The sequence below is a fragment of the Nostoc sp. ATCC 53789 genome (genome assembly GCF_009873495.1).
GTDB lineage: Bacteria > Cyanobacteriota > Cyanobacteriia > Cyanobacteriales > Nostocaceae > Nostoc > Nostoc muscorum_A.
Genome location: NZ_CP046703.1, coordinates 1,569,129 through 1,590,001, shown reverse-complemented (window position 1 = coordinate 1,590,001; position 20,873 = coordinate 1,569,129). Strand labels below are relative to the sequence as shown.

The following is a 20,873-nucleotide window of genomic DNA, read 5'->3' as shown; positions in this document are numbered from 1 at the left end:
ACAAGTTGGGGATTTGGATACTGCGAATTTTCACAAATCAGATAGTATTACTAGAGAGTGAGGAGTTTAATTCATAACTCATAACTGATTTTGACGACAAATTCCAAATGCGGAAGTGTAGGCGTGTAAAAAAGTTCTGCCACCTACAGGGCCGATTTCACCACCACAGAAAAAGCCACCTACAGGAATATCGCTGAGGTAACGGCGAAATAATTCAGAATCGAAATTGGGTTTACCATAGAGTCCTTCGCCTCGCCCCAGACAGGCAAACATTAAGGCAGCGACGGCAGAGGGTTCAGATTCTCGTTGGGTTTGATAACTTTGGAGGAGTAATTCTAGGTCTTCAGCAGAGGCTTGGGCATCGCGGAGGTGGAATTGCAGCCTTTGACCAGGACGAACGCGATCGCCAATTGCGATCGCTCCAGCTGTTGGATCGACCCCAAGAATACCACGAATTAAAAAGTCTCCCTGCTGCAAAGCCAGCTTAAACTCATCCATCGCCACACCAACAAACAAAGAGTGCTGTGCTAAAGTTCGTTCGTGTTCGCTAAGACTAGCAATCAAATCTCGCAACACCACTAGCGGCACTTGCTCATCTAACTCTAAGATAATGTTGCGATCGGCTTTTGTAACTTGCAACGGTTTGCCAATCGGTCGGCATCCTTGGGCTACAATCGTTTCCAAAACAATATTGCCAGTCAAAGCTATCCCAACAGTACCCTCACGATACAGACTTTGACATTCCTCGCCGTCAGTCTCATTACAAAATAGGGCAACACGACCACCCATACCTCCACCACTAGCCTGTCCCCCCACGATCACCGATCCTGGATAAGCAAAATCCAATCCCTGCAACAAATCGTTGATTCCAGAGGCGAAAGAACTAGACAGCAAAATAAACTGGGGTGTTGGTGATGCTGGTACACCAATCAAATCAACCCAAGCATCTGGTGAACTATCTAAGTCAGGTAATTCTTCTGCAACAACATGAAAAACTTGAACCTTCACCCCTGGAAGATGTGCTAAAGTCAAGCTAATAGCTGGTTCTGCTTCGAGTTCTTGGGTTTCTCCGTTAACTGTCGTCCCAATCACACCTCCACCACTACAGCCAATTAGCACTGGTACAGAAAGTTTCTCAGCTAACAAGGGTAACAATCGGGAATACTCACTCGTAAAAGCAGACGAAATGAATACCAGTCCTAGATCCGCAGGTGCTGTTAACGATGAGACAGCTCGTTCCACCACATCTGTAACGGCGGCTTCTAAAGAATGACGGGTTGATAGGGCATTTGCCCACTGCATTTGGTCTGCCATGAGTTTTGAGCTTCTTTCTCTTTTTGTGCTAGTAGATTTTGATGTATTTTTATTTTGGGAAGAATTGCATCCTACAAGAATTAGTGCCAGCCTTTTGTCTCCTCCATCCCAAGAAGCTGGGGTTGTCATTCCCTAATAGATGCATCTAAATATATTGTATGATTGTTTATCTATGGTACTAATCCCACAAAATCTTAAAACATAAAGATGAATGCATTATAGATGCGGCAGTTTACTATATTGGTTATAAATCAATAGGCTAAAGTACTAACTTATGAACTGAATAGTTAGAATGGTTAGTAATCAAGCTAAAATCTGCCATTTCTGAAGTTTTTCTATACTAGTATTAACAACACACAACGAGACTAAAGCAATGACCAACATCCAAGAAACAGCAACAAGCGACATCCAGGAGAAAATTCAAGAAGAAGTAGAACAAGCGCGTACTGTCTGTGACATTAACGGTAGCGGTTCACCAGAATGTGCTGCTGCTTGGGATGCAGTAGAAGAATTGCAAGCTGAAGCTTCCCACAAGCGTCAAAGCAAGCCCAAAAATTCTCTAGAACAGTATTGTGATGACAACCCAGATGCAATTGAATGCCGGGTTTATGACGACTAGAAATTTAAACAAGCGAATTTTCTGTTCGTTTGTCACCAAGCAACCAAGATTTACTTACTGAGATTTCGCACTTTTACGCTACTTCCGGCTAAAACCTTACTCTCCCTTTTTCATTATTTTCTCCAATGGACAAAAAATGGTGAAATATCTGGAGTTACGGATGTATCAGGGTTAAGCTTTGAGAATTTTTATCTTAAAAGGAAACCTTTACACCCAAAAAAATTGGGGTTTTGTCCGCGAGTATCAAGTATATAGCTGCTAGGTGGGCTTTTAACAGGCTCCCTGACGCTACTACAGGTAAGTGTAAAATCTAAGTTGAGGATCTTTGAGTTGCTTGTTTTTTTGCCAAATTGAGAGATTTAGGAAAGTAAATTAAACAACTTACCATTTAAAAATTTTTCCAAAAATCTTTGCAAGGCATGAATTGGTTGTAGGGGCGTACATCTGTATGCCCCTACAAACGTGTTTATAGTAGAAACTGCGTGAAATGGTATAAGTTGGGTAGCCACTTGCTTCCACCAAGAAGTTAGAGCGCAGTCTTGAGGCTAGATTTTGTGCTTTGATTAAACTGTTTGTAATATAGATAGACTACTAGCTAGCTAATAGCTTACAAGTTTGTCAGTTATGGATACTTGCTCTTAGTTTAAATTGTTTTATTTATCGTTTGAGAAAAACTATGGACTATAACGTTTGGTTTCGCCCTTTCATCTGGATTGATTACCGATTGGCAGTATTATTTCTGGTAATTATTCCGTTAATTCTTTTAATTTGGGCATTTGTGCAAAAAGCAGAAAGTATACAACGCTTATTGACTATATACTGGAAAGTATCAAGCTTGGTGGCAATCACGATTTACTTAATGATTGCCCAGTATCCAGTTAGCTTTATCTCTGGATTAATGGCTCAGATTTTAATCCCAATTTCACTGTGGTTTTGGGTAGATATCAACGATGAAATTGAGTATCAAACCAGTGGAGTTTTGAAATTTATTTTTACCTCTTGGCGCTGGGCTACAACTGTTTATTGTATTTTGGGTACACTAGCGTTGATCCCATTTTTGGGTTGTGCTTTTTCTGCCAGTGTGATGAAGACTGCTTATTGTCGCGTCTGGTTTGAGATTCCGTTATTATTCAAAGAATATTTTCATGCTAATAGCAAAGCTGAGTTTTTAGGTTTTCTTGGCATAACTAGTTTAGTAATTTATGTGGTTTACTTAAGCTATTTTGTTCTGATTAAGCTTGGCAAGCAGGGACGTTCAGCCACACCACAGTAACTGTCGCTACGTCACATACCCCTAATGTAAAAAAATGAATTCCATTGGTAAGCGGCTAGAACAATACACCGCTAAACGCCCCAAAGAAGTCTTGATTGTAATAGTGGAAATTGCCGATGAGGAAGATACAATTGCTATTTTCAAAGGCTTTTCCAGCTCTTTGATGCGCCCCACAGCATTTGATGCAGATGTACCAGTTCTGCCAGATGGGGCAAAAATTCTCAATATTGACAGGGTAGGCAGTCCTTATAATCCTGAAGCACCCCGTTATCTTCAACAAGGAATTTCTTGGGAAGCTATGGAAACTCTATTATCAGAAGTGGGAGTCTAACTAAAATTTTGTCTCAAGTTAGTTGGTAGACTGACTCAAGCAACCCTCATAGATTAAACAAATATCTTGATTAATTTATGAATTACCACGAAATTATTACGATTGAGCCTGGAAAACGCAGTGGTAAACCCTGTATCCGAGGAATGCGAATAACTGTTTATGATATTTTGGAGTATCTTGCTGGTGGAATGACTGAAGCAGAAATACTAGAGGATTTTTCGGAATTAACTTTCGAAGATATCAAAACGTGTCTAGCTTTTGCTGCCGATCGTGAGAAGAAGTTATTTGTGGTATCCCTGTGAAACTGCTGCTAGACAAAAATCTGTCTGATCGGATTATTGATTGTAGATTTGTATCCTGATTCAGTACACGTTAAAACTTTAGGGTTAATTAATACAGATGATGTGGTTATCTGGAAGTATTCTGAAATACACTATTCTGTAATTGCTTCCACTTGGGAGCATTATTTTTCGCCATGATATTCCGAATTGGGCAGTTATGCCGATGGAGAATAAATATAGGTACTTTAGGGACTTGCAAAAAATAAATTATCCCAAATTATTTCTAGATTTGTAGGGGCGCAAGGCCTTGCACCCCTATGTACCCTGCGGGAAGCATCCCGCAGGGATGGGATATTTTTTAATTGGAACTCCCTAAGTTGTCACCAATCTACGCAGTATAGGAACGAGGAGATTTAGTTATTGACCAAATACCAATTTTGTAGCGCCAACCGTTGAATTTCGCGCCAGGGGATATTATGTTTTCTGGCTAATTCTGCACAATCTTCATATTCTGGCTGCACATTGGCAATAACTTTTTCTGGTGATTGTCCCTTCCATGCCACCTTGACACGTACTTTGCCATATTCAATTTCCACTTGTTGAATTTCCCGTTGTAAAATGGCGCGTTGCTGAGTTGTTCGCCGAATACCCAAAGTTGTAGTTTCACGGAATATAACCGCTTCACAACTGAGGAAATTTTCTGGATGACAAATCACAGTCAGCAAGATTCCTGGACGGGACTTTTTCATGCCGATCGCTTGGGTAAAAACATCCACTGCACCAGCAGCAAACAAAGCCTCAAAAACATAGCCGATCGCTTGCGGATTTAAATCATCAATTTGGGTTTCTAGTACCGAGATAGTTTCTAAATTTGAGCTAGTATCTTCAGAATCGCCGAAATCTGACTGTAAACTTGTGCTTTCGCCCAGCCAGAGGCGTAAAATATTGGGAATTGGTAAATTTATGGTTCCTGCTCCCAGTCCTACCTGCTTGATAGCGATCGCGGGTGGTGAACCAAAGTCTCTTACCAAAGTAGTAGCGATCGCAGCTCCTGTTGGCGTTACCAGTTCTCTATCAATGCCATTGCTATAAACTGGACAACCCCGCATTTCCCAAAGTTTTAATACTGCTGGTACTGGTACTGCCATTTGACCATGTGCAGCCCGAACAGTACCGCCACCAGTGGGAAACGCCGAGCAGTAAAGTAGGGGCCATCCTTCGTCATTACTCTCAATCCCCAACCAATCTAACCCCAGGCAAGTACCTACAATATCTACGATCGCATCTATAGCACCCACTTCATGAAAATGAACTTTTTCAGGGGAAATCCCATGCACCGCTCCTTCTGCGACTGCTAGCTGTCGGAATACTGCCAAACTCCAAGCTTCTGCCCGTGATGGCAACCCAGCTTTGAGAATCATCTGCTCTATTTCTGGCAAGTGGCGTGTGTGATGGTGATTGTGTTCGTGGTCGTGGTGGTCATGGTGATGGTGATCGTGTACTAAATCCACATGAACTTTAGTCGCCTGTTGCCCATTCCGTTGGACAAGTTCTGCTATTAACTGATATTCCTGTTCAATTCCCAATCCATTGAGCTTTTCAATTAAATACTCCACAGGAACACCCAAACTTACCAAAGCACCCAGGCACATATCACCGGAAATTCCTGTCGGACATTGAAGATAAGCAATTTTATTCATAATAAATTAGTCATTAGTCATTAGTCATTTGTCATTCTTCCCCAGTCCCCAGTCCCCAATCCCTCTATGGCAAAAATTTTCTCAGTTCATCCGGATAATCCTCAAGTTCGCCGAATAGAGGAAATAAAGTCGGCGCTTTCTAGTGGCGCAGTCATGCTTTACCCTACTGATACAGTTTATGCGATCGGTTGTGATTTGAATGCTAAGTCGGCGGTAGAACGAGTGCGGCAAATTAAACAGCTAGCAAATGATAAACCACTGACATTTTTATGTCCCTCGCTTTCAAATGTGGCAACTTATGCCTTCGTAAGTGACACAGCCTATCGGATTATGAAACGCCTGATTCCAGGGCCATACACGTTTTTGCTCCCAGCAACTAAATTAGTACCGCGATTGGTGCAAAGCCCCAAGCGGAAAAGTACTGGAATTAGAGTACCAAACCATACTGTGTGTTTGGAGTTGCTGGCAGCTTTGGGCAATCCGATTATTTCAACTTCAGCACATCTGCCACCAGATGAAGCAGATAACGGCATGATTCGGATAGAGCCAGAAACTGTTCAGTCACGGGTAGAGCTATTTGACCGTTTGGACAAGTTGGTAGACATAATTGTAGACACTGGCGAAGAACCTACTTATGAAGTCTCTACCATCTTAGATATGACCGGAGACGAAGCAGCAATTATACGGAGGGGTTTAGGTTGGGAAGCAGCAGCAGCATGGGTATAAGAATGACACTTCACAGGCACACCTCTCCGTTTCGGAAATTGTGATAAAAGCAACTCCAGTTTTTAAATTGTCATATTTAAACGTGATGTCTATGACGGGCACAGATGCAATAACAGGATGGTGGTAACAGTAGGTACAGCAAGGGATTTGACAACTTTAAGAAAATGGTGGGTACATGAGTACTCGCGTCAATGTGGTGGCTTGTGAAAGAACCGACACATTGGCATAACTGTAACTCTCTCGTATTTCCTACAGTTTTATATATGAGCTTTAGATGTGAGCATTATATGGGGCAAGTCTTAATTGATAAATGCCCAAAGATCCTCCAGCCAAGGCTAGCCTTGATTGCTGTGTCTGCGTTGTAATTACGGTGCAATACTACTCCCTGGAAAAGTCATGAAAGCTAACGTCATCAATCTACCAAACTCTACACCCATTTTTGAAAACCACCTTTCGACCGAAGAATTTTCAGACAGCAGCAGCGAAACCTTGATTGAATTGCTGTGTCAAGAAATGCAAGCACAAGTGAAAGCAGCACCCAGGTGCGTAGAAGCTTTAGCAAACCGCATAGCCGTAGAAGTAGAACGCATTTGCGATAAAAGCTCGCGTATCCAAACATCTGGGCAAATCAAATCCTGGCAGATTACGCTGGGAAGGCATCGGATGCAAAAGTGCTTACGTTACTATCAACTAGGTTCCAAACAAGGGCGGGTGGAATTACATAGTAATTTGGGTGCTATGGTTTACCGCCATGTAACTTTATCTGGCTCGGAGTTGGGCTTTGATGCTCGTTACAGCCTAATTGAAGATTTTTTACAAGCATTTTATATTGAAGCTATCAAAGCTTTCCGCAGAGAAAACGAACTACCTCACGATCACACACCGCGTACTCAGCTGCAATTAGCTGAATATATGGCGTTTACAGAACAGTACGCCAAACGCCGCATCAATTTACCTGGTGGTGCAAATCAGCAATTAATTATCCTGCGGGCCCAAGGTTTTGCTCGTCGTCAGCCGCAAGAGACTACCGTGGATATTGAAATGGCGGTGGAGTCTGCTAAGGGTGAAGAAGCAGAATCTTATCAGCGTAACTCGGCGGTGCAACAGTTGCGATCGCAGATGATTGCCCAAACTAATTTCGATCCATCTGAAGAATCAGAACGCGATCGCGTCATCACTGAATTGATGAAATATCTGGAGTCTCAAGGTCAATCTGACTGTATGAACTACCTCAGCTTGAAACTTCAAGACCTCTCAGCCCCAGAAATTGACCAAATTCTCGGTTTAACCAGCCGTCAACGCGATTATCTCCAACAACGCTTTAAATACCACGTAGAAAAGTTTGCCAAACAACATCACTGGCAATTAGTACATCAATGGTTAGGCGCGGGTTTAGAGCAAAAGTTGGGTTTATCTTCCCAGCAGTGGGAAATCTTTGTGAATCAACTCACAGAACAACAACAGCAAATATTACAGTTGAAAACTGCAAGACAAACTGACCAAGCGATCGCAAAAACCATCAAATGCACCCCCAAACAGTTACAAAAGCGCTGGACTCAACTGTTAGAACTAGCATGGTCTATCCGCAACGGTCATACTGAAGCACAAACAGGTTGAAGCTAAGGTGAAATAAGCAAAAAACATTATCTAAGCCTATGACTGGGACGAGAAGCGCGAATTTAGCTTATAAACTAAGTACAAAATTTCATTAATTTGTAGCGAATTCTTTGCGTGCCTATGCGCTTTCCTCTGCGCCCCTACCCTGCGGGAAGGCAAAGTGCCTATGCGTTTAAATTTCACCCTTCAATTCGCCACGATCTTCCACAAATAACTCTTATCTGAATTTATCTCAATTACTAACTCGTTCCTCATCAAAATTATTAATACATTTGTATTTATTTAGTACAAAAATACCAATAATTTCCGATTTTTTACCCATTAATCCAACCTTGTTTACGTCAGAATAAAAAATTCATATTAAGAAACTGACCCTTTTTTACTACTTCTGTGAAATCCTATAATTAGTAGGACTTTTGGCAGAGGGATTTAGGATGGCTCTGACTCAAGGCGGACGGGCAAATAAGTCTGGGAATATTTTAGAAGGAAATGTTGAAGCAATCTTAAATGGACATAATTATTTCCAAGTAGGGAACTATGTCCCAAAAGAATTTATACTAAATGCTGCTTTATTACCAAAGCGCTATGGAAAAGAAATTTATATTGGAACTGGGATTTATCATACCGATTTGAAGGTTGATTTTTATGTTGTTGGCTCACCTGCAATGCCATCTGGTTTAATTTTCGAGTGCAAATGGCAAGAAAGCCCTGGTTCTGTCGATGAAAAGTTTCCTTACTTGAATATGAACATCCAGCACTATTACCCTGCACCAACTATCGTCATTTTAGGCGGTGAAGGTATGCGAGAAGGTGCCAGCAAATGGCTAAAAACAAGAGTTAATGATAACCATAATTTATTAGCAGTTTATAGCTTAGACAGATTTATTGCTTGGGCAAATAAAAATCTTTAAAAGATGTAATTAACAGTTCGTCAATCATGCCTCTATTTTTTATATTGGAGTTAATTGATCGGGCTGCTTTGATTTTGTAAGCTTCAAAATTGATATCTGTATAAATATTTCTAATAAATTCGCTATCAGAATTACAGACCATAACTTTAACACCACGACTTGCCAACTCTGCACAAGTATCTCTTAAAAGTTCTTGGTCTTTTTTACTAAAACAATTTTGACTATAAGCGGTGAAATAGCTAGTATCACTTATAGGATGATAGGGTGGGTCAAAAAATACAAAGTCATCACTGCTAGTTGCATAATTTAGGACTTCTGTAAAATCTGCTTGTTTAATTTCTGCATGAGAAAGCGCTTCTGATGCCGTTTGCAGTAAAACCTCAGAACAAATATTAGGATTTTCATATCTGCCTAAAGGCACATTGAATTTTCCCTGAGAATTGACTCGATAAAGACCATTAAAACAAGTCTTATTAAGATAAATTAGACGAGCCGCTTTTTCTATATCGGTGCCACCAGAGTTGTTTCTGACACTATAATAATAATCTTTATTATGTCGAATTTTATGCTCTTTCAATAGAGAAATTAATTCTTCAACACTATCTCTAACACAACAATAAGTGTTAATTAATTCGGCGTTAATATCAGTTAAAGTTGCTGTCTTTGGTTGAAGATAGAAAAAAACAGCACCACCACCTAAGAATGGTTCATAGTAATTTTTATAACTTTTGGGAAAATAAGGAATATATTGCTGTATCAACCTACTTTTACCCCCTGCCCACTTCAAAAATGGACGCGGGCTAGTTTCCTTGGGGATTTGAATTACCATTTACTTGCGATTTAACTGAAAATAATCGTGACTAAATAAAGCCAATATAACCGACGAGGCATATTTTATATTAGCTGGCTAATTTTCCGGCTGCATAGATTACAATTGAGTTGATAAAGCATATCAAAACAAACGTAAGTATATAACAAGGCAGTTTAGATTCAGATGTTTGACGGATTTTGGGATAACGTCTTTCGCTACCCCCGCTACTTAATTACTATAGTCTTAGGGCTGTTTTTGAACACCTTTGCGCCATTAGTGCCACTGTTGAAGCGCCCTGTTACCTTAATCGCCCTCTTAGGTTTATTTGTGAGCAGCCTAGTCTTTCTTACTTTCACCCTACGGGCAATGCTGGGCTTGAGTGCAATCTAGACTAGCGCTATATCGGGGCTATGCCCTACAGACGGTTGCTCTTGGCGTTGCTTTCGCTAAGTACTGTCTACCCAAATTGCATCTATTTTTGTCGTACAACCTCTGTCAGGAGGCGAAATTTTTATGGCTACAAATCGCCGGGTTTCCCGCGTTGCAGAATTGATCAAACGGGAAGTTAGCCAAATGCTGCTCAACGGCATTAAGGATGACCGTGTGGGTACAGGAATGGTAAGTGTGACTGATGTTGATGTTTCTGGCGATCTCCAACACGCCAAAATCTACGTCAGTATCTATGGTACAGATGAAGCTAAGGTAGAAACAATGGCAGGCTTAAAGTCAGCCACAGGTTACGTCCGCAGTGAACTTGGGGCGCGGGTACGGCTACGTCGTACACCAGAGGTCATCTTTCTCGAAGATCGTTCCATAGAACGCGGTAACAAGGTACTGGCACTACTAAGCCAACTCAATCACGATCGTCCACCAGAAAACCTGTTAGCAGTAGAAGACAGCACAGATGAAGATGATGAATCATTTAGTGAATAAGTAACTTAAATAACAATGTAACTTCAGAACAATTAATCTCAGCAAATCCGCCAAACAGTTTACAGACGTGACTAGATCGCGTCTGTTTTAATGTAACCATAACCAACTTCAGCGATCGGTAGTTGCATCTATACGCTTGATGTTTGCCTTGGCTTTCGTCTTGACTCTACTAGGACTTACGCAAAACTACACCCGGTAGGGGCAATACTCTGTGGGTACTCCGTTGGAGAATTCGTAGAGTAGCCGCTTCTCTAGAGATGCTTTGCATAGCTTGCTTCGACCTAGGAGTATGCGTTTACATGAATTTCCGTTAAGTGAAAATTATGGTTTTGGCTGTACCCTGTGGGAAGCTAACGCAACGGTGGCTTCAAATCTTAGGGGTTGAATCCCCAACTGATTTGCTCCTCCTGCCTTTACTCCACCCTTCTACAGATGTTGAGCAAAAGAAAACTGTGTAATATTAGTGCTGAAAATAACTAAGCAATTGCAATTTTACTTAAGAAATTGTTAACAGATGATAGGGTAAAAGCCTTCGTAGTGTACTTTAGCCGTTATGTTTTGCAACAGTTTATACCGTAGTATCTGACAAATATTCTTGTGTTGTTTACCCTTAGATAAATACCAGCAGTTCTAGATCCGGCTTTAAGGTGATTATTTGATATGTAAGCGATTGCAATATGAATTCTTACCACCCAGCGAATCTTGCCTAAATACAGTAATGGCAAGACTTTCAGACTTGTTGCATAAAAACCATACAACCGCCATAGCAGGTTAAGTTAACTACTCGGAATTTTTTTTGTAAAGCAGATTTTTGATAAATGTCAGGATTCGTTGACTTTCTTAACATTTCTTGAGATAATTTCAGGATATCTAGCGTCAAAATAAAAATAGTTCCGTATAGCAAACTACAAAATACTAGCCACAAGTCTAATTTCTGTAATGTTTGTTCCTAATTATTAACGGGAACACTATCGTAAGTGTTAATTTGTGAGTAAAAACCATGAGTGTGAATACGGTGCCTTCTATCAATTACTACTCTCTCGATTTGATCCAAGACGAAGCACGTCGACTGGTGCAAAAGGGAATGATTAGCCGACAACAGCCAATATATACCCTTTGCCAATACATTCCAGCGAGAGAGTGGGTTTGCGTTGAATGTGAATTAGAGAAATGTGACTTTTTGTTGCGCGATCGCATTGGCGACCTAATTGGTCGTGAACAGTGGGACAACGACTAAATCAATGTTTGATTTCGGGTTTGGGGTTGGGGGTTAATTTTCGATGTGTGGATGTCACAGTCAACGATCCTACGCCCAATTTGGGGGATAATCTCTGGTTTTTAATGAGCATTGCCCCATAAAGAATCTTGCGTTTTTCATTAACACAGAAGCATTGGAGTCTTAATTTATATAAGTTTTCAAGTTAAAGAAGGCATCAGAACCATTTTTTCTGTATATCTGGTGCTACAGCTTGAGTTTAATATGTAAATTCGGTGAAGCTCCTACATTGATCCGATAGAAGTGTAGGAACTTCACTTTTGACTCGCAATTGACAGCATCGCTTACTTTAGGGAAGCGATCGCTTGCTGTTCAAATGTAGAATCTGTAGAATCCGTCTGAAAAAGTTTGCTCAGTCGGGCTAACCGACACCAGTTGCGACAATAGAGGAAGCCTCCGCAAGTAACTGGCTCAATTTTCGCAAAATCCCAAATCAAATTTGTATAGGATTATTTGTTAAAAAATCTCTAAAAGCAGAGAAAAATTACATAAACGATTATTCGACCTGCTCTAAATATTGGTTAATGTCTTCAATAATACGGGTAAGTTCAGCTTCAGTAGTCAAGCGGATGTTGACGTTGCGGACAGTGAGCAAAACTTTGGCTGCGAAAGGCGTTGGCCAGATATTAGGATTACAGAAAATTTCTAAAAATACTTCACCCGTATAACGATATTCCATTGGAGGCTGGGGAGTGACTTTACCACCGCCAGGAGTGGGTTTAGCGGCGACAGCTTTCAGGCGCTCCATCAGTTGATCTGTCGCTGTCTTTAATTCTCGTGCTGCTTGGGGTGAAAAACTGAAGGAGACAGAACCTTCAATTAGGTTCAATGTTAGAGGAATTGAAGACATAAGTTTTTATTAAAGCTTATTGATAAGTACTAATCTTACCGGAAGAAGAGACGAAGCCGCCGAGATCGACGGCGGCGAAGCCCAATTTTTTGAGGATGCACCCCCAAGCGCTGATATTGTCGCCACACAGATTTACACGATCGGATTTTTCTTGGTTCTGCTTTATCAGGCTGCAAAGCCACCATCAATCTTCAGGCTTGCACCGGTAATGAAACCAGCTTCTGCACTGGCGAGATAGGAAACCATCTCGGCGACTTCTTCTGTTCGACCATACCGTTGGAGGGCAATCATACTTTTCATAGTGTCGGCAAAGGGCCCTTCCGCCGGATTCATGTCAGTGTCTATCGGGCCGGGTTGAATATTGTTCACCGTGATGCCACGAGGGCCGAGATCGCGGGCAAGACCGCGTGTGAAGCTTGCGATCGCACCCTTGGTTAAAGCGTAAACGGAGCCGCCAGCAAAAGGCATTATGTCACTGTTGACGCTGCCAATCATAACGATCCGTCCGCCCTCACCCATGTGGCGGACAGCCTCCTGAGTTGCCACAAAGACACCCTTGATGTTAACCGCGATCAGGCGATCAAAATCATCCATTGAGAATTGATCGATTGGGGCTAAAGTGGCGACCCCCGCATTGTTCACAAGGATGTCAAGACAACCAAAGGCTTTCACTGTCTCGGCAACAGCGTTTTTCACGGCTTCGACATTGGCACTGTCGGCGCGAAGAGCCAGGGCTTTTCCACCAGCCGTTTCGATGGCAAGCACCACCTCGTCGGCTTTTTGCGGCGAGCTAGTGTACGTGAGAGCGACTGCTGCACCATCGTTTGCGAGACGTTTGGCGATCGCTGCTCCCAGACCGCGTGAGCCGCCTGTTACCAATGCCACCTTACCTGTAAGTTTTTTGGTACTCATAATATTCGTGATTGAAACTTGCCGTCTGAGGAAAATTGACCTTTGGAATTATATGGCTTAAGTTCTTACTCAAACTCGTAAGAGGATTAAATTTTTACTCATTACTCTGGCTTGTTAATTTATTTTTAGCGAGGGGAACGCGAAAATTTACCTCTAGGTTTACTAAATTATTCCAAAACCTGTAAATATTTTTCGATTTTGCTGCTCAAATTTTGACTATTTTTTGAATGAGGCACAGGCTTCTTTATCCTTGTAAGGTAGTAAATAAAACTCCTTCACTCGTCAGTTATCCTAAGTAAGTACACACCACTGATGGTCGTCATAATATCTCTGGATACAATTTTGTTTGGAGTAACTAGATGTAGAAATAACAAAATTAATTAAAATATTTCTGGAATTAATGCTAAAAATATGCTGTTATTTATAAAGGCATTACTAATAGCTATAAAGCTTGTAGCTGTTGTTAGCTATAAATAATCTCAACAGAATGGTAAAAAAGATAGAGCCTATAGAGAGACTTAATTCTTACTGCGTAAGACTTTGATACATTTTATTTGTGTTTATTTATGTTTTGAGTTCTACATTAGAAGTCATAGAGCTTGATGTGATAAATTATCTATGGTTTACGATAACCGCGCCGAAGTACGAAAAGTTTTAATTATTACCCTACTACTCAACCTGTTTGTAATGGGATTGAAAGCACTTGTGGGTTACTGGACAGGTTCGTTGAGCTTGCTAGCTGATGCCTTGCATAGTGTGACAGATAGCGCCAACAACGTTTTAGGATTAATTGCAAGTAAATTTTCTTCTCCACAGCCCGATCGCGAACATCCCTATGGACACAGCAAGTTTGAAGCTGTGGGGGCTTTAGGAATAGCCTCATTTTTAGGAATAGCTTGTTTTGAAATTCTGCAAGGAGCAATCGAACGAATTCTCAAAGGTGGTGGTGAACCTGTGAGAATATCGCCACCGGAGTTGTGGTTATTACTAATTGTGCTGGGCGTGAATATTTTTGTGGCGTTTTACGAACGTGCTGTGGGTAAGCGGGTAGGTAGCTCAATCCTCATAGCTGACGCTACACATACCATGAGTGATATTTGGGTGACAATCTCTGTAATTGGCGGTTTGATCGGAGTTTGGCTAGGTTATCAATGGATGGATTTGGTGTTAGCTTTTCCTGTCGCCTTGTTGGTATTTTGGAGTGGCTGGTCAGTTTTAAAAGAAAATTTGCCTTGGCTTGTGGATCAAATGGCGATCGCACCAGAAGCAATTCATGCGATCGCTACTTCTGTTCCAGGTGTAATTAACTGTCATGATATTGCTTCTCGCGGTGTTCTTGGTCGTCAGGTATTTATTGAAATGCATTTAATAGTAAATGCACCAGACGTAGAAACCGCTCACCACATCACCGAAGAAGTAGAAAGCCGATTAGAAGAAAGGTTCCGTCCAGTGAGGATTTTAATTCACGTCGAGCCACCAGCATATAAGTCTGAGCAAATTAGCTTTGAAACTGGATTGAAATAGTTGTGTTCACACAAGTGGAGTTGGAAATCAAATAGAGGGAAAAGAACGAAAAATTATTTTTAAAATAGTTGATTTTCCATTAAGTTTATTATCAATTAACTGACACTATTGATAATAAACTCAAAACCTTGGCTACTAAGACTTGTATCTTACCAAACAAGGATTTTAGGACTTGTGTGTACACCATAGAGATGAGTTAATAGGTCTTACGGGCCATAACGTACATATTGACTGTTGTATAGTCTTCGAGTCCAGGAATTTTACTCAGAAAGCGAAACAACGGCATCAATTTGGAAGCCCCTTCAAAAGCATTTGTAGTCTCGCTAACAATCACAAATCCGCTTTGATCAAAGGATTTCAGGAAGTCGCGGCGCTTGAGTTTATTGAGTCCAAGGTCATAGATCGAATGGCACTCGATTCCGGGATGGTACTTATTATAAGCTGCAACAACACGCTCATCGCCAATAATGAGATGCGCCCACGGTAGCCTGATGCGCTTTCCGATTGCGTGATATCCATGATCGCCAAAAGGACTGTAATAAAGTGGGCTAAAACCAGTTATCAGTAAGCCCCCTTGCCGTAGAACTCGTTTTATTGAAAGAAGAACTCGCTCTATGCCCATGATGTGTTCAAAAGTATCTTTGGAAATTACGAAATCAACCTGGCCGTCAAGCGTCGTCAGGTTGTCAATATCCAAGTGATGAAACTCTATTCTGTCTGCAATCTCTGAGTAGCGTTCTGCGACGATATTGCGCGCAAATTCGATCCGGCTACTTATGAGGTCAAGACCGATTACCCGCCGCGCTCCGGAAATGGCTGCATCAATGCACAATGCACCATATCCACAGCCGATCTCAAGGACAACTTTACCGGAGAAGTCTGGACGACCGCCAAAGCGCCTCCAGTACATATCGGATTTTGTGACTTGTGCCTCAAAGTATTTTAGGGAAAATTCTTCATCTGGTACAGCAAAATTATCTTCAGTAAATTTGTAGTTTGCAGAGGAATCTGTAAAAGTTTCTTGACTCATGAGTTAAACTGTCAAATGACAATACAGGCTACATTAGTTTATACATCACATCAGTAGCAATAGCAATTGATACTGTTATCCTGGTAAGGAACAGTGAGCTTTCGGACAGGAGATAATGCTGAAGCCTTTGACTTAGAGTGTTTATGGAATAAGTATTATTGAGATTATTAAAGTGGTAATGTTTATTTGATTAGTGTCACGCAAATTTGCGCTCAAAAATATTCTAATTTTGACTAAAGGCGAAAATTTTACTGACAACAAAATTTGTGTTTCAGTCTTGTTCAAGGCAGTAATCGCACCTTTTGATTTTATTCAAGTAGTGATCGCTCATAAACAAAGGACAATAAAACTCATTTGTAGAGTTTAGAATCTTTATCAAACATAATATCGCTTCAAATCGAGCAGATTCAAAAAATGAGAGAGCGGAAAGTTAACAATTCAAAATCACGCTCTCTACAAGATTTGTATTAACTCTCATAAGAAGCAACCAATTCTGCGACGATCGCAACTAGTTCTCCGGGATCGACTGGTTTAGGTACATGAGTCTGAAAACCCGCTTCCAAAGCACGGCTACGATACTCGCTATCGCCATAAGCAGTTAAAGCGATCGCAGGGAGTTTTTCCCAAATATCAGGCTTCAGCGCCCGGATCTTGCGGATAAGGGTGTAACCATCTTCACCAGGCATAGCAATATCACAAATTAAGACATCTGGCTGCAACTCAGGTAGTACTTTCAATGCTACCGCCGCCGATGGAACTGCCATAACGGTGGCTCCATCAGCTTCTAACACGGTAGTAATGTAAAAGCGGCTATCGTCATCATCATCAACGACGAGGATGTTTAAGCCAGCAAGGGGGAGAGGAGGTTCCATAAAATCTCCATAAATGTTTATCAAATGAAAGTTATTTCTAATGAGCTGCTGGTTTTTTGTCTTTTACCACACCCTTGATAATTTTACTGCGATCGCGCCTATTTTCTTAGACAATAATTCAATTCGTCTAGCCACCATCTAATTGATGGTTAATTATTCGCTGGAATTTATAATTCTTGACTGGATAAAATTATATTTGTGTTTAAATTCATTTATATTTAGAAATTTACTTTCACAAATAATTGATTTTACAAATTTCTTTTGATAATCGCTGCCTATTTTATTACGAAAAACTTGCGATTTTGCTGGGGCTTTTAAATTTAGCAACTATGACATTTTGCTAGAAATCTAAAAACATCTAGATTGCATAAATTAAATCAAGCTCTTGTAGGATAGGCATCCTACCCGCCATAACTATTTAACGCGATGTGCAACTTATTCTTAGAACCCCTCTCAAAACCTCTCCCCGAAACGGAGAGAGGCTTTGATTATTGCTCCCCTTCCCTACAAGGGAAGGGGTTGGGGGTTAGGTTTGAAAGAAAGTTGCACACGGCGCTATTTAAGTTAAATGTAGAGTCAATACTGCTCGGTTAAGCATTTTTAACTCGGAATCGGGTTTGGGGAAAAGGTTAAAGGGTAAGGGTTAAAGGTTTTTTCTTTCCCTTTTCCCTTTCCCCTTTTCCCCTTAACCGAGAAGTATTGAAATGTAGAGTAGCTTACCAAAGCTATAGCCAAAAAAATAGACAATGCCAAAACTCAAAACGAGTCAGCTCGGCATTGCCATTTAAAATATGTGAATCTAAATTACTGCAAAGAACCTGAATAATCGGAAAGAGTGATGAGCTTTTAGTTAACTCAACTCAAAACTTAATTACTCCCATTCAATGGTTCCAGGTGGCTTAGAGGTGATGTCATAAACCACCCGATTCACCCCTTTCACTTCATTCACAATCCGCGTGGAAATCACTTCCAGGACATCGTAAGGGACTCTGGCCCAATCAGCAGTCATGCCATCTTCACTGGTAACAATTCGCAAGACGATGGGGTAAGCGTAAGTACGTTGATCACCCATAACGCCAACACTACGAATTGGCAGCAATACAGCAAATGCTTGCCAGAAATCATGATACATACCGCGTTGGTTAATTTCTTGCCGCACAATCAAATCAGCATCGCGCAAAATATTTAACCGCTCTGATGTAACTTCCCCCAAAATGCGAATTGCCAAACCAGGCCCAGGAAAAGGTTGTCGTTGGACAATTTCTTCTGGTAAACCAATGGAACGCCCAACTTTGCGGACTTCATCTTTAAATAGTTTCCGCAGTGGTTCCACCAATTTAAATCTTAGGTCTTTCGGCAAACCGCCAACATTGTGATGACTCTTAATTTTTACCGCTACCCGTTCACCAGTTTGGGGATCAACATTGGTGTCAGCAGATTCGATGACATCTGGATAAAGAGTCCCTTGAGCTAAATAGTCAAAATGACCAAGGCGCTTGGAGGTTTCCTCAAATACATTGATAAATTCGTGTCCGATGCGGCGGCGTTTTTCTTCAGGATCTGTAACACCAGCAACCTTAGCTAAAAAGCGATCGCGTGCATTCACATACTCCACAGGAATGTGAAACTGCTCTTGGAACAGCTTTACCAATCGCTCTGGCTCATACTTTCGCATAAAGCCTTGATCGATAAACACGCAAGTTAGTTGCTCACCAATGGCTTTATACAGCAAGAACGCCAGGGTAGAAGAATCAACTCCCCCAGATAGTGCCAAAAGCACTCGCTTCTCGCCAACTCTGGTGCGAATTTCCCGAATTGCCTCTTCAACAAAAGCCGCAGTTGTCCAAGTGGGTTCGCAATCGCAGATATGGTAGACAAAATTACGAATTAATGCTATGCCACCAAGAGAATGCACCACCTCTGGATGGAATTGAACCCCGTAAAGTTTCCTTTCGTGGTCGGCGATCGCAGCACAGGGGGTATTTTCTGTATGTGCCAGCAATTCAAACCCTGATGGCATTTGGGTAACTGAGTCTCCGTGACTCATCCACATAGTAGTGCCATCTTCGACGTTAGTAAGTAAATCTGTGGGATCGTCAATATATAATGATGCTTTGCCGTACTCACCTCGGTCAGCCTTTGCCACTTCACCACCGAGTTGGTTTACCATTAGCTGCATCCCATAGCAAACACCCAAGACGGGTATTCCCAAATTCCAGATTTCTGGGTCACAATGGGGAGCGTTGTCACCATAAACCGAACTCGGCCCACCAGAGAGAATGATTCCCTTGGGATTAAGTTGGCGCAATTGTTCAGAAGTAGTGCGATAGGATAAAACTTCAGAGTATACTTGAGTCTCGCGGATGCGACGGGCAATCAACTCAGAATATTGAGAGCCGAAGTCCAGAATTATAATTAATTGGCGATCAAGTCGCCCAACATTTTCCAATGTTTGGGGCGCTTGTTCTGTCGGTAGAGTCACCACTGTATTCATGATGGAAGTGTTATGTCTGTTAAGGATAGATGCTTTATGGTCTATGGTGATGCTATTATTCAGCCTGCTTAGGCTGATAATGGTATAGAAGCCCTAGACAAACGCGAGGTTATGTGCGTTGGTCTAGTCCCGGAGCTAGAGATGGTATGAAAACGATAAACTTACCCTAGAGTGGTTACTTAAAAGATTATTTATTTGGATTGTTTACGATTATTCATAATAAATTAACATAATTTTCCCATCAACAGACCAGCAGTTTTACTCTTCACGATAATTTTGCGATCGCGATCGAAGAGAATTGAGCCACAGACTGTAACCTCTGTGCCCCTTTCGCTATGGCTTTGAATGTATTCTTGGGAACGAACATCGATAGTTTCTGCGATCGCACTGTAAACTTGATTTACCCAATCACTGTCGGTTGAAGCATCTAGCGATTTTAGATATATTAGTGCTGCTTCGGCGGTAGCACTATTAAATACAGCTTGGATATCTGGTGATTTTAAACCTGCGATCGCACAGTGCGCGGCCAAAATTTCCCGCCGTCCATCAGCCAAGTAGTGATGGGTGTGAAAAATTCCCCCCGCCAATTTCATCAGCTTACCGTGATAGCCAAATAATAAAATTTCTTTCACGCCTAGCACATCAGCTTCTACTAACATTGGGCCGAGCCAGTTAGCAGTTTTGACCAATTGTTCGGGATTAATCCCTAGTTTACGCGCTAAATCTAGTCCATTCTCGCCGATACAGAATACTAAACTCTCAAAACGACTGGCTTTATTTTGTAATTCTGCCCGAAAGACTGCAAGCTGATCTGGCGTACTCAAAGGTTGAGAAATACCGGTTGTGCCTAAAAGCGAAAGTCCTTCAACCACACCAAAAGCAGAATTTGAAGTTCGAACAGCTAGCGATCGCCCTTCGGGTAGAATAATCGTCACCGTGATTTTTTCCCCTGGTGCTAGTATTCGTTGCAAGTTTTCTTTTAAAAGCCTTTGAGCATAAGCATAAATAGCAGGTTTGTCATCAGCATTCATCTGTCTGCCAATCCCTTCCCCGCCTTTAATAATTACAGTCTCCCCCGCTTCTCGCCATTCCACCAATGCCCAAATCGGTGTATCTTTAGTCAGGTCAAGATTATCACCGGGATCGCTGCGGGTAATTGCTAAAGCTGTATTCTCAGATAATCCTGCTACCTGTTCAATTGGGATTTCGGCGATTTGAGCCGGTTCAATCAAATCTACTGAGGCTAGAGTTAGGGGTTTGCGATCGTGTAACCAGTGTAAAGCTGCAACAGCAGCAGCACACGCAAAAACCGGGAGTGTGTATCCAGAACGGGACATTTTGTAAATTGAAAAGTTAAAATAATTCTTCAAAGTTGTTCCAGGAACCGCCCCGTTTACCG

Annotated in this window: 20 protein-coding genes; 11 read left to right on the top strand and 9 right to left on the bottom strand. The window is 41.5% G+C overall.

The annotated features are described in order from the left end of the window. Window positions 1-78 precede the first annotated feature (78 nt). Window positions 79-1,314: an FIST N-terminal domain-containing protein gene (locus GJB62_RS06405; protein ID WP_114082060.1), complete on the bottom strand. Its 1,236-nt coding sequence runs from the start codon at window positions 1,312-1,314 to the stop codon at window positions 79-81. A 373-nt stretch (window positions 1,315-1,687) separates the two neighbouring features. On the opposite strand from GJB62_RS06405, the gene GJB62_RS06395 reads away from it, so the two are divergent. The 4 genes from GJB62_RS06395 (at window position 1,688) to GJB62_RS06380 (ending at window position 3,839) form a co-directional block, all read left to right on the top strand. After that, window positions 1,688-1,933 (top strand): Calvin cycle protein CP12, encoded by a 246-nt coding sequence (locus tag GJB62_RS06395; protein ID WP_012407493.1) that lies wholly within the window; start codon window positions 1,688-1,690, stop codon window positions 1,931-1,933. A gap of 676 nt (window positions 1,934-2,609) precedes the next feature. Then, window positions 2,610-3,206: a DUF3177 family protein gene (locus GJB62_RS06390; RefSeq protein WP_114082059.1), complete on the top strand. Its 597-nt coding sequence runs from the start codon at window positions 2,610-2,612 to the stop codon at window positions 3,204-3,206. 34 nt (window positions 3,207-3,240) lie between these two features. After that, complete coding sequence (locus GJB62_RS06385; protein WP_114082058.1) at window positions 3,241-3,537, top strand: hypothetical protein; 297 nt, start codon at window positions 3,241-3,243, stop codon at window positions 3,535-3,537. Between the two features lie 77 nt (window positions 3,538-3,614). Further along, the gene (locus GJB62_RS06380; RefSeq protein WP_114082057.1) at window positions 3,615-3,839 is read left to right on the top strand and encodes a DUF433 domain-containing protein; all 225 of its coding nucleotides are present in this window, start codon (window positions 3,615-3,617) and stop codon (window positions 3,837-3,839) included. Between the two features lie 392 nt (window positions 3,840-4,231). Here GJB62_RS06380 and larC read toward each other — a convergent pair whose 3' ends face one another. Continuing rightward, entirely contained in the window at window positions 4,232-5,518 is a 1,287-nt protein-coding gene (gene larC / locus GJB62_RS06375) for a nickel pincer cofactor biosynthesis protein LarC (protein ID WP_114082056.1), read from the bottom strand. 66 nt (window positions 5,519-5,584) lie between these two features. On the opposite strand from larC, the gene GJB62_RS06370 reads away from it, so the two are divergent. The 3 genes from GJB62_RS06370 to GJB62_RS06360 all read left to right on the top strand — a co-directional run bounded on the left by GJB62_RS06370 (window position 5,585) and on the right by GJB62_RS06360 (window position 8,772). Continuing rightward, a complete protein-coding gene (locus GJB62_RS06370; protein ID WP_114082055.1) occupies window positions 5,585-6,244 on the top strand; it encodes an L-threonylcarbamoyladenylate synthase in 660 nt (219 codons plus the stop codon). A 396-nt stretch (window positions 6,245-6,640) separates the two neighbouring features. Continuing rightward, complete coding sequence (locus GJB62_RS06365) at window positions 6,641-7,861, top strand: HetZ-related protein (RefSeq protein ID WP_114082054.1); 1,221 nt, start codon at window positions 6,641-6,643, stop codon at window positions 7,859-7,861. Between the two features lie 434 nt (window positions 7,862-8,295). Next, window positions 8,296-8,772: a PD-(D/E)XK nuclease superfamily protein gene (locus GJB62_RS06360; protein ID WP_114082053.1), complete on the top strand. Its 477-nt coding sequence runs from the start codon at window positions 8,296-8,298 to the stop codon at window positions 8,770-8,772. Here the strand turns inward: GJB62_RS06360 and GJB62_RS06355 are convergent. After that, window positions 8,744-9,601, bottom strand: a complete 858-nt coding sequence (locus GJB62_RS06355) for a DNA adenine methylase (RefSeq protein WP_114082052.1) — start codon at window positions 9,599-9,601, stop codon at window positions 8,744-8,746. The two genes, GJB62_RS06360 and GJB62_RS06355, sit on opposite strands and share 29 nt — an antisense overlap. 165 nt (window positions 9,602-9,766) lie before the next feature. Here GJB62_RS06355 and GJB62_RS06350 point away from each other — a divergent pair, with 165 nt between their 5' ends. From GJB62_RS06350 to GJB62_RS06340, 3 genes are all read left to right on the top strand, one after another. Further along, on the top strand, window positions 9,767-9,973 hold the full coding sequence (locus GJB62_RS06350) for a DUF751 family protein (RefSeq protein WP_012407479.1): 207 nt from the start codon (window positions 9,767-9,769) through the stop codon (window positions 9,971-9,973). A gap of 123 nt (window positions 9,974-10,096) precedes the next feature. After that, window positions 10,097-10,516: a 30S ribosome-binding factor RbfA gene (gene rbfA / locus GJB62_RS06345; protein ID WP_114082051.1), complete on the top strand. Its 420-nt coding sequence runs from the start codon at window positions 10,097-10,099 to the stop codon at window positions 10,514-10,516. A 1,000-nt stretch (window positions 10,517-11,516) separates the two neighbouring features. Next, on the top strand, window positions 11,517-11,753 hold the full coding sequence (locus tag GJB62_RS06340; RefSeq protein ID WP_012407481.1) for a DUF4327 family protein: 237 nt from the start codon (window positions 11,517-11,519) through the stop codon (window positions 11,751-11,753). Between the two features lie 535 nt (window positions 11,754-12,288). Here GJB62_RS06340 and GJB62_RS06335 read toward each other — a convergent pair. Further along, the gene (locus GJB62_RS06335) at window positions 12,289-12,642 is read right to left on the bottom strand and encodes a hypothetical protein (RefSeq protein WP_114082050.1); all 354 of its coding nucleotides are present in this window, start codon (window positions 12,640-12,642) and stop codon (window positions 12,289-12,291) included. Window positions 12,643-12,807: 165 nt separating this feature from the next. Next, window positions 12,808-13,554 (bottom strand): 3-oxoacyl-ACP reductase family protein, encoded by a 747-nt coding sequence (locus GJB62_RS06330; RefSeq protein ID WP_114082049.1) that lies wholly within the window; start codon window positions 13,552-13,554, stop codon window positions 12,808-12,810. Window positions 13,555-14,172: 618 nt separating this feature from the next. Between GJB62_RS06330 and GJB62_RS06325 the strand changes: the two genes are divergently transcribed. Continuing rightward, a complete protein-coding gene (locus GJB62_RS06325) occupies window positions 14,173-15,078 on the top strand; it encodes a cation diffusion facilitator family transporter (protein WP_114082048.1) in 906 nt (301 codons plus the stop codon). Between the two features lie 196 nt (window positions 15,079-15,274). Here the strand turns inward: GJB62_RS06325 and GJB62_RS06320 are convergent, their stop codons facing one another. The 4 genes from GJB62_RS06320 to cbiD all read right to left on the bottom strand — a co-directional run bounded on the left by GJB62_RS06320 (window position 15,275) and on the right by cbiD (window position 20,811). After that, a complete protein-coding gene (locus GJB62_RS06320) occupies window positions 15,275-16,108 on the bottom strand; it encodes a class I SAM-dependent methyltransferase (protein ID WP_114082047.1) in 834 nt (277 codons plus the stop codon). Between the two features lie 467 nt (window positions 16,109-16,575). After that, a complete protein-coding gene (locus GJB62_RS06315; RefSeq protein WP_114082046.1) occupies window positions 16,576-16,980 on the bottom strand; it encodes a response regulator in 405 nt (134 codons plus the stop codon). A gap of 871 nt (window positions 16,981-17,851) precedes the next feature. Beyond that, a complete protein-coding gene (gene guaA / locus GJB62_RS06310; RefSeq protein ID WP_114082045.1) occupies window positions 17,852-19,474 on the bottom strand; it encodes a glutamine-hydrolyzing GMP synthase in 1,623 nt (540 codons plus the stop codon). A gap of 224 nt (window positions 19,475-19,698) precedes the next feature. Further along, the gene (gene cbiD, locus GJB62_RS06305) at window positions 19,699-20,811 is read right to left on the bottom strand and encodes a cobalt-precorrin-5B (C(1))-methyltransferase CbiD (RefSeq protein ID WP_114082044.1); all 1,113 of its coding nucleotides are present in this window, start codon (window positions 20,809-20,811) and stop codon (window positions 19,699-19,701) included. Window positions 20,812-20,873: the final 62 nt, after the last annotated feature.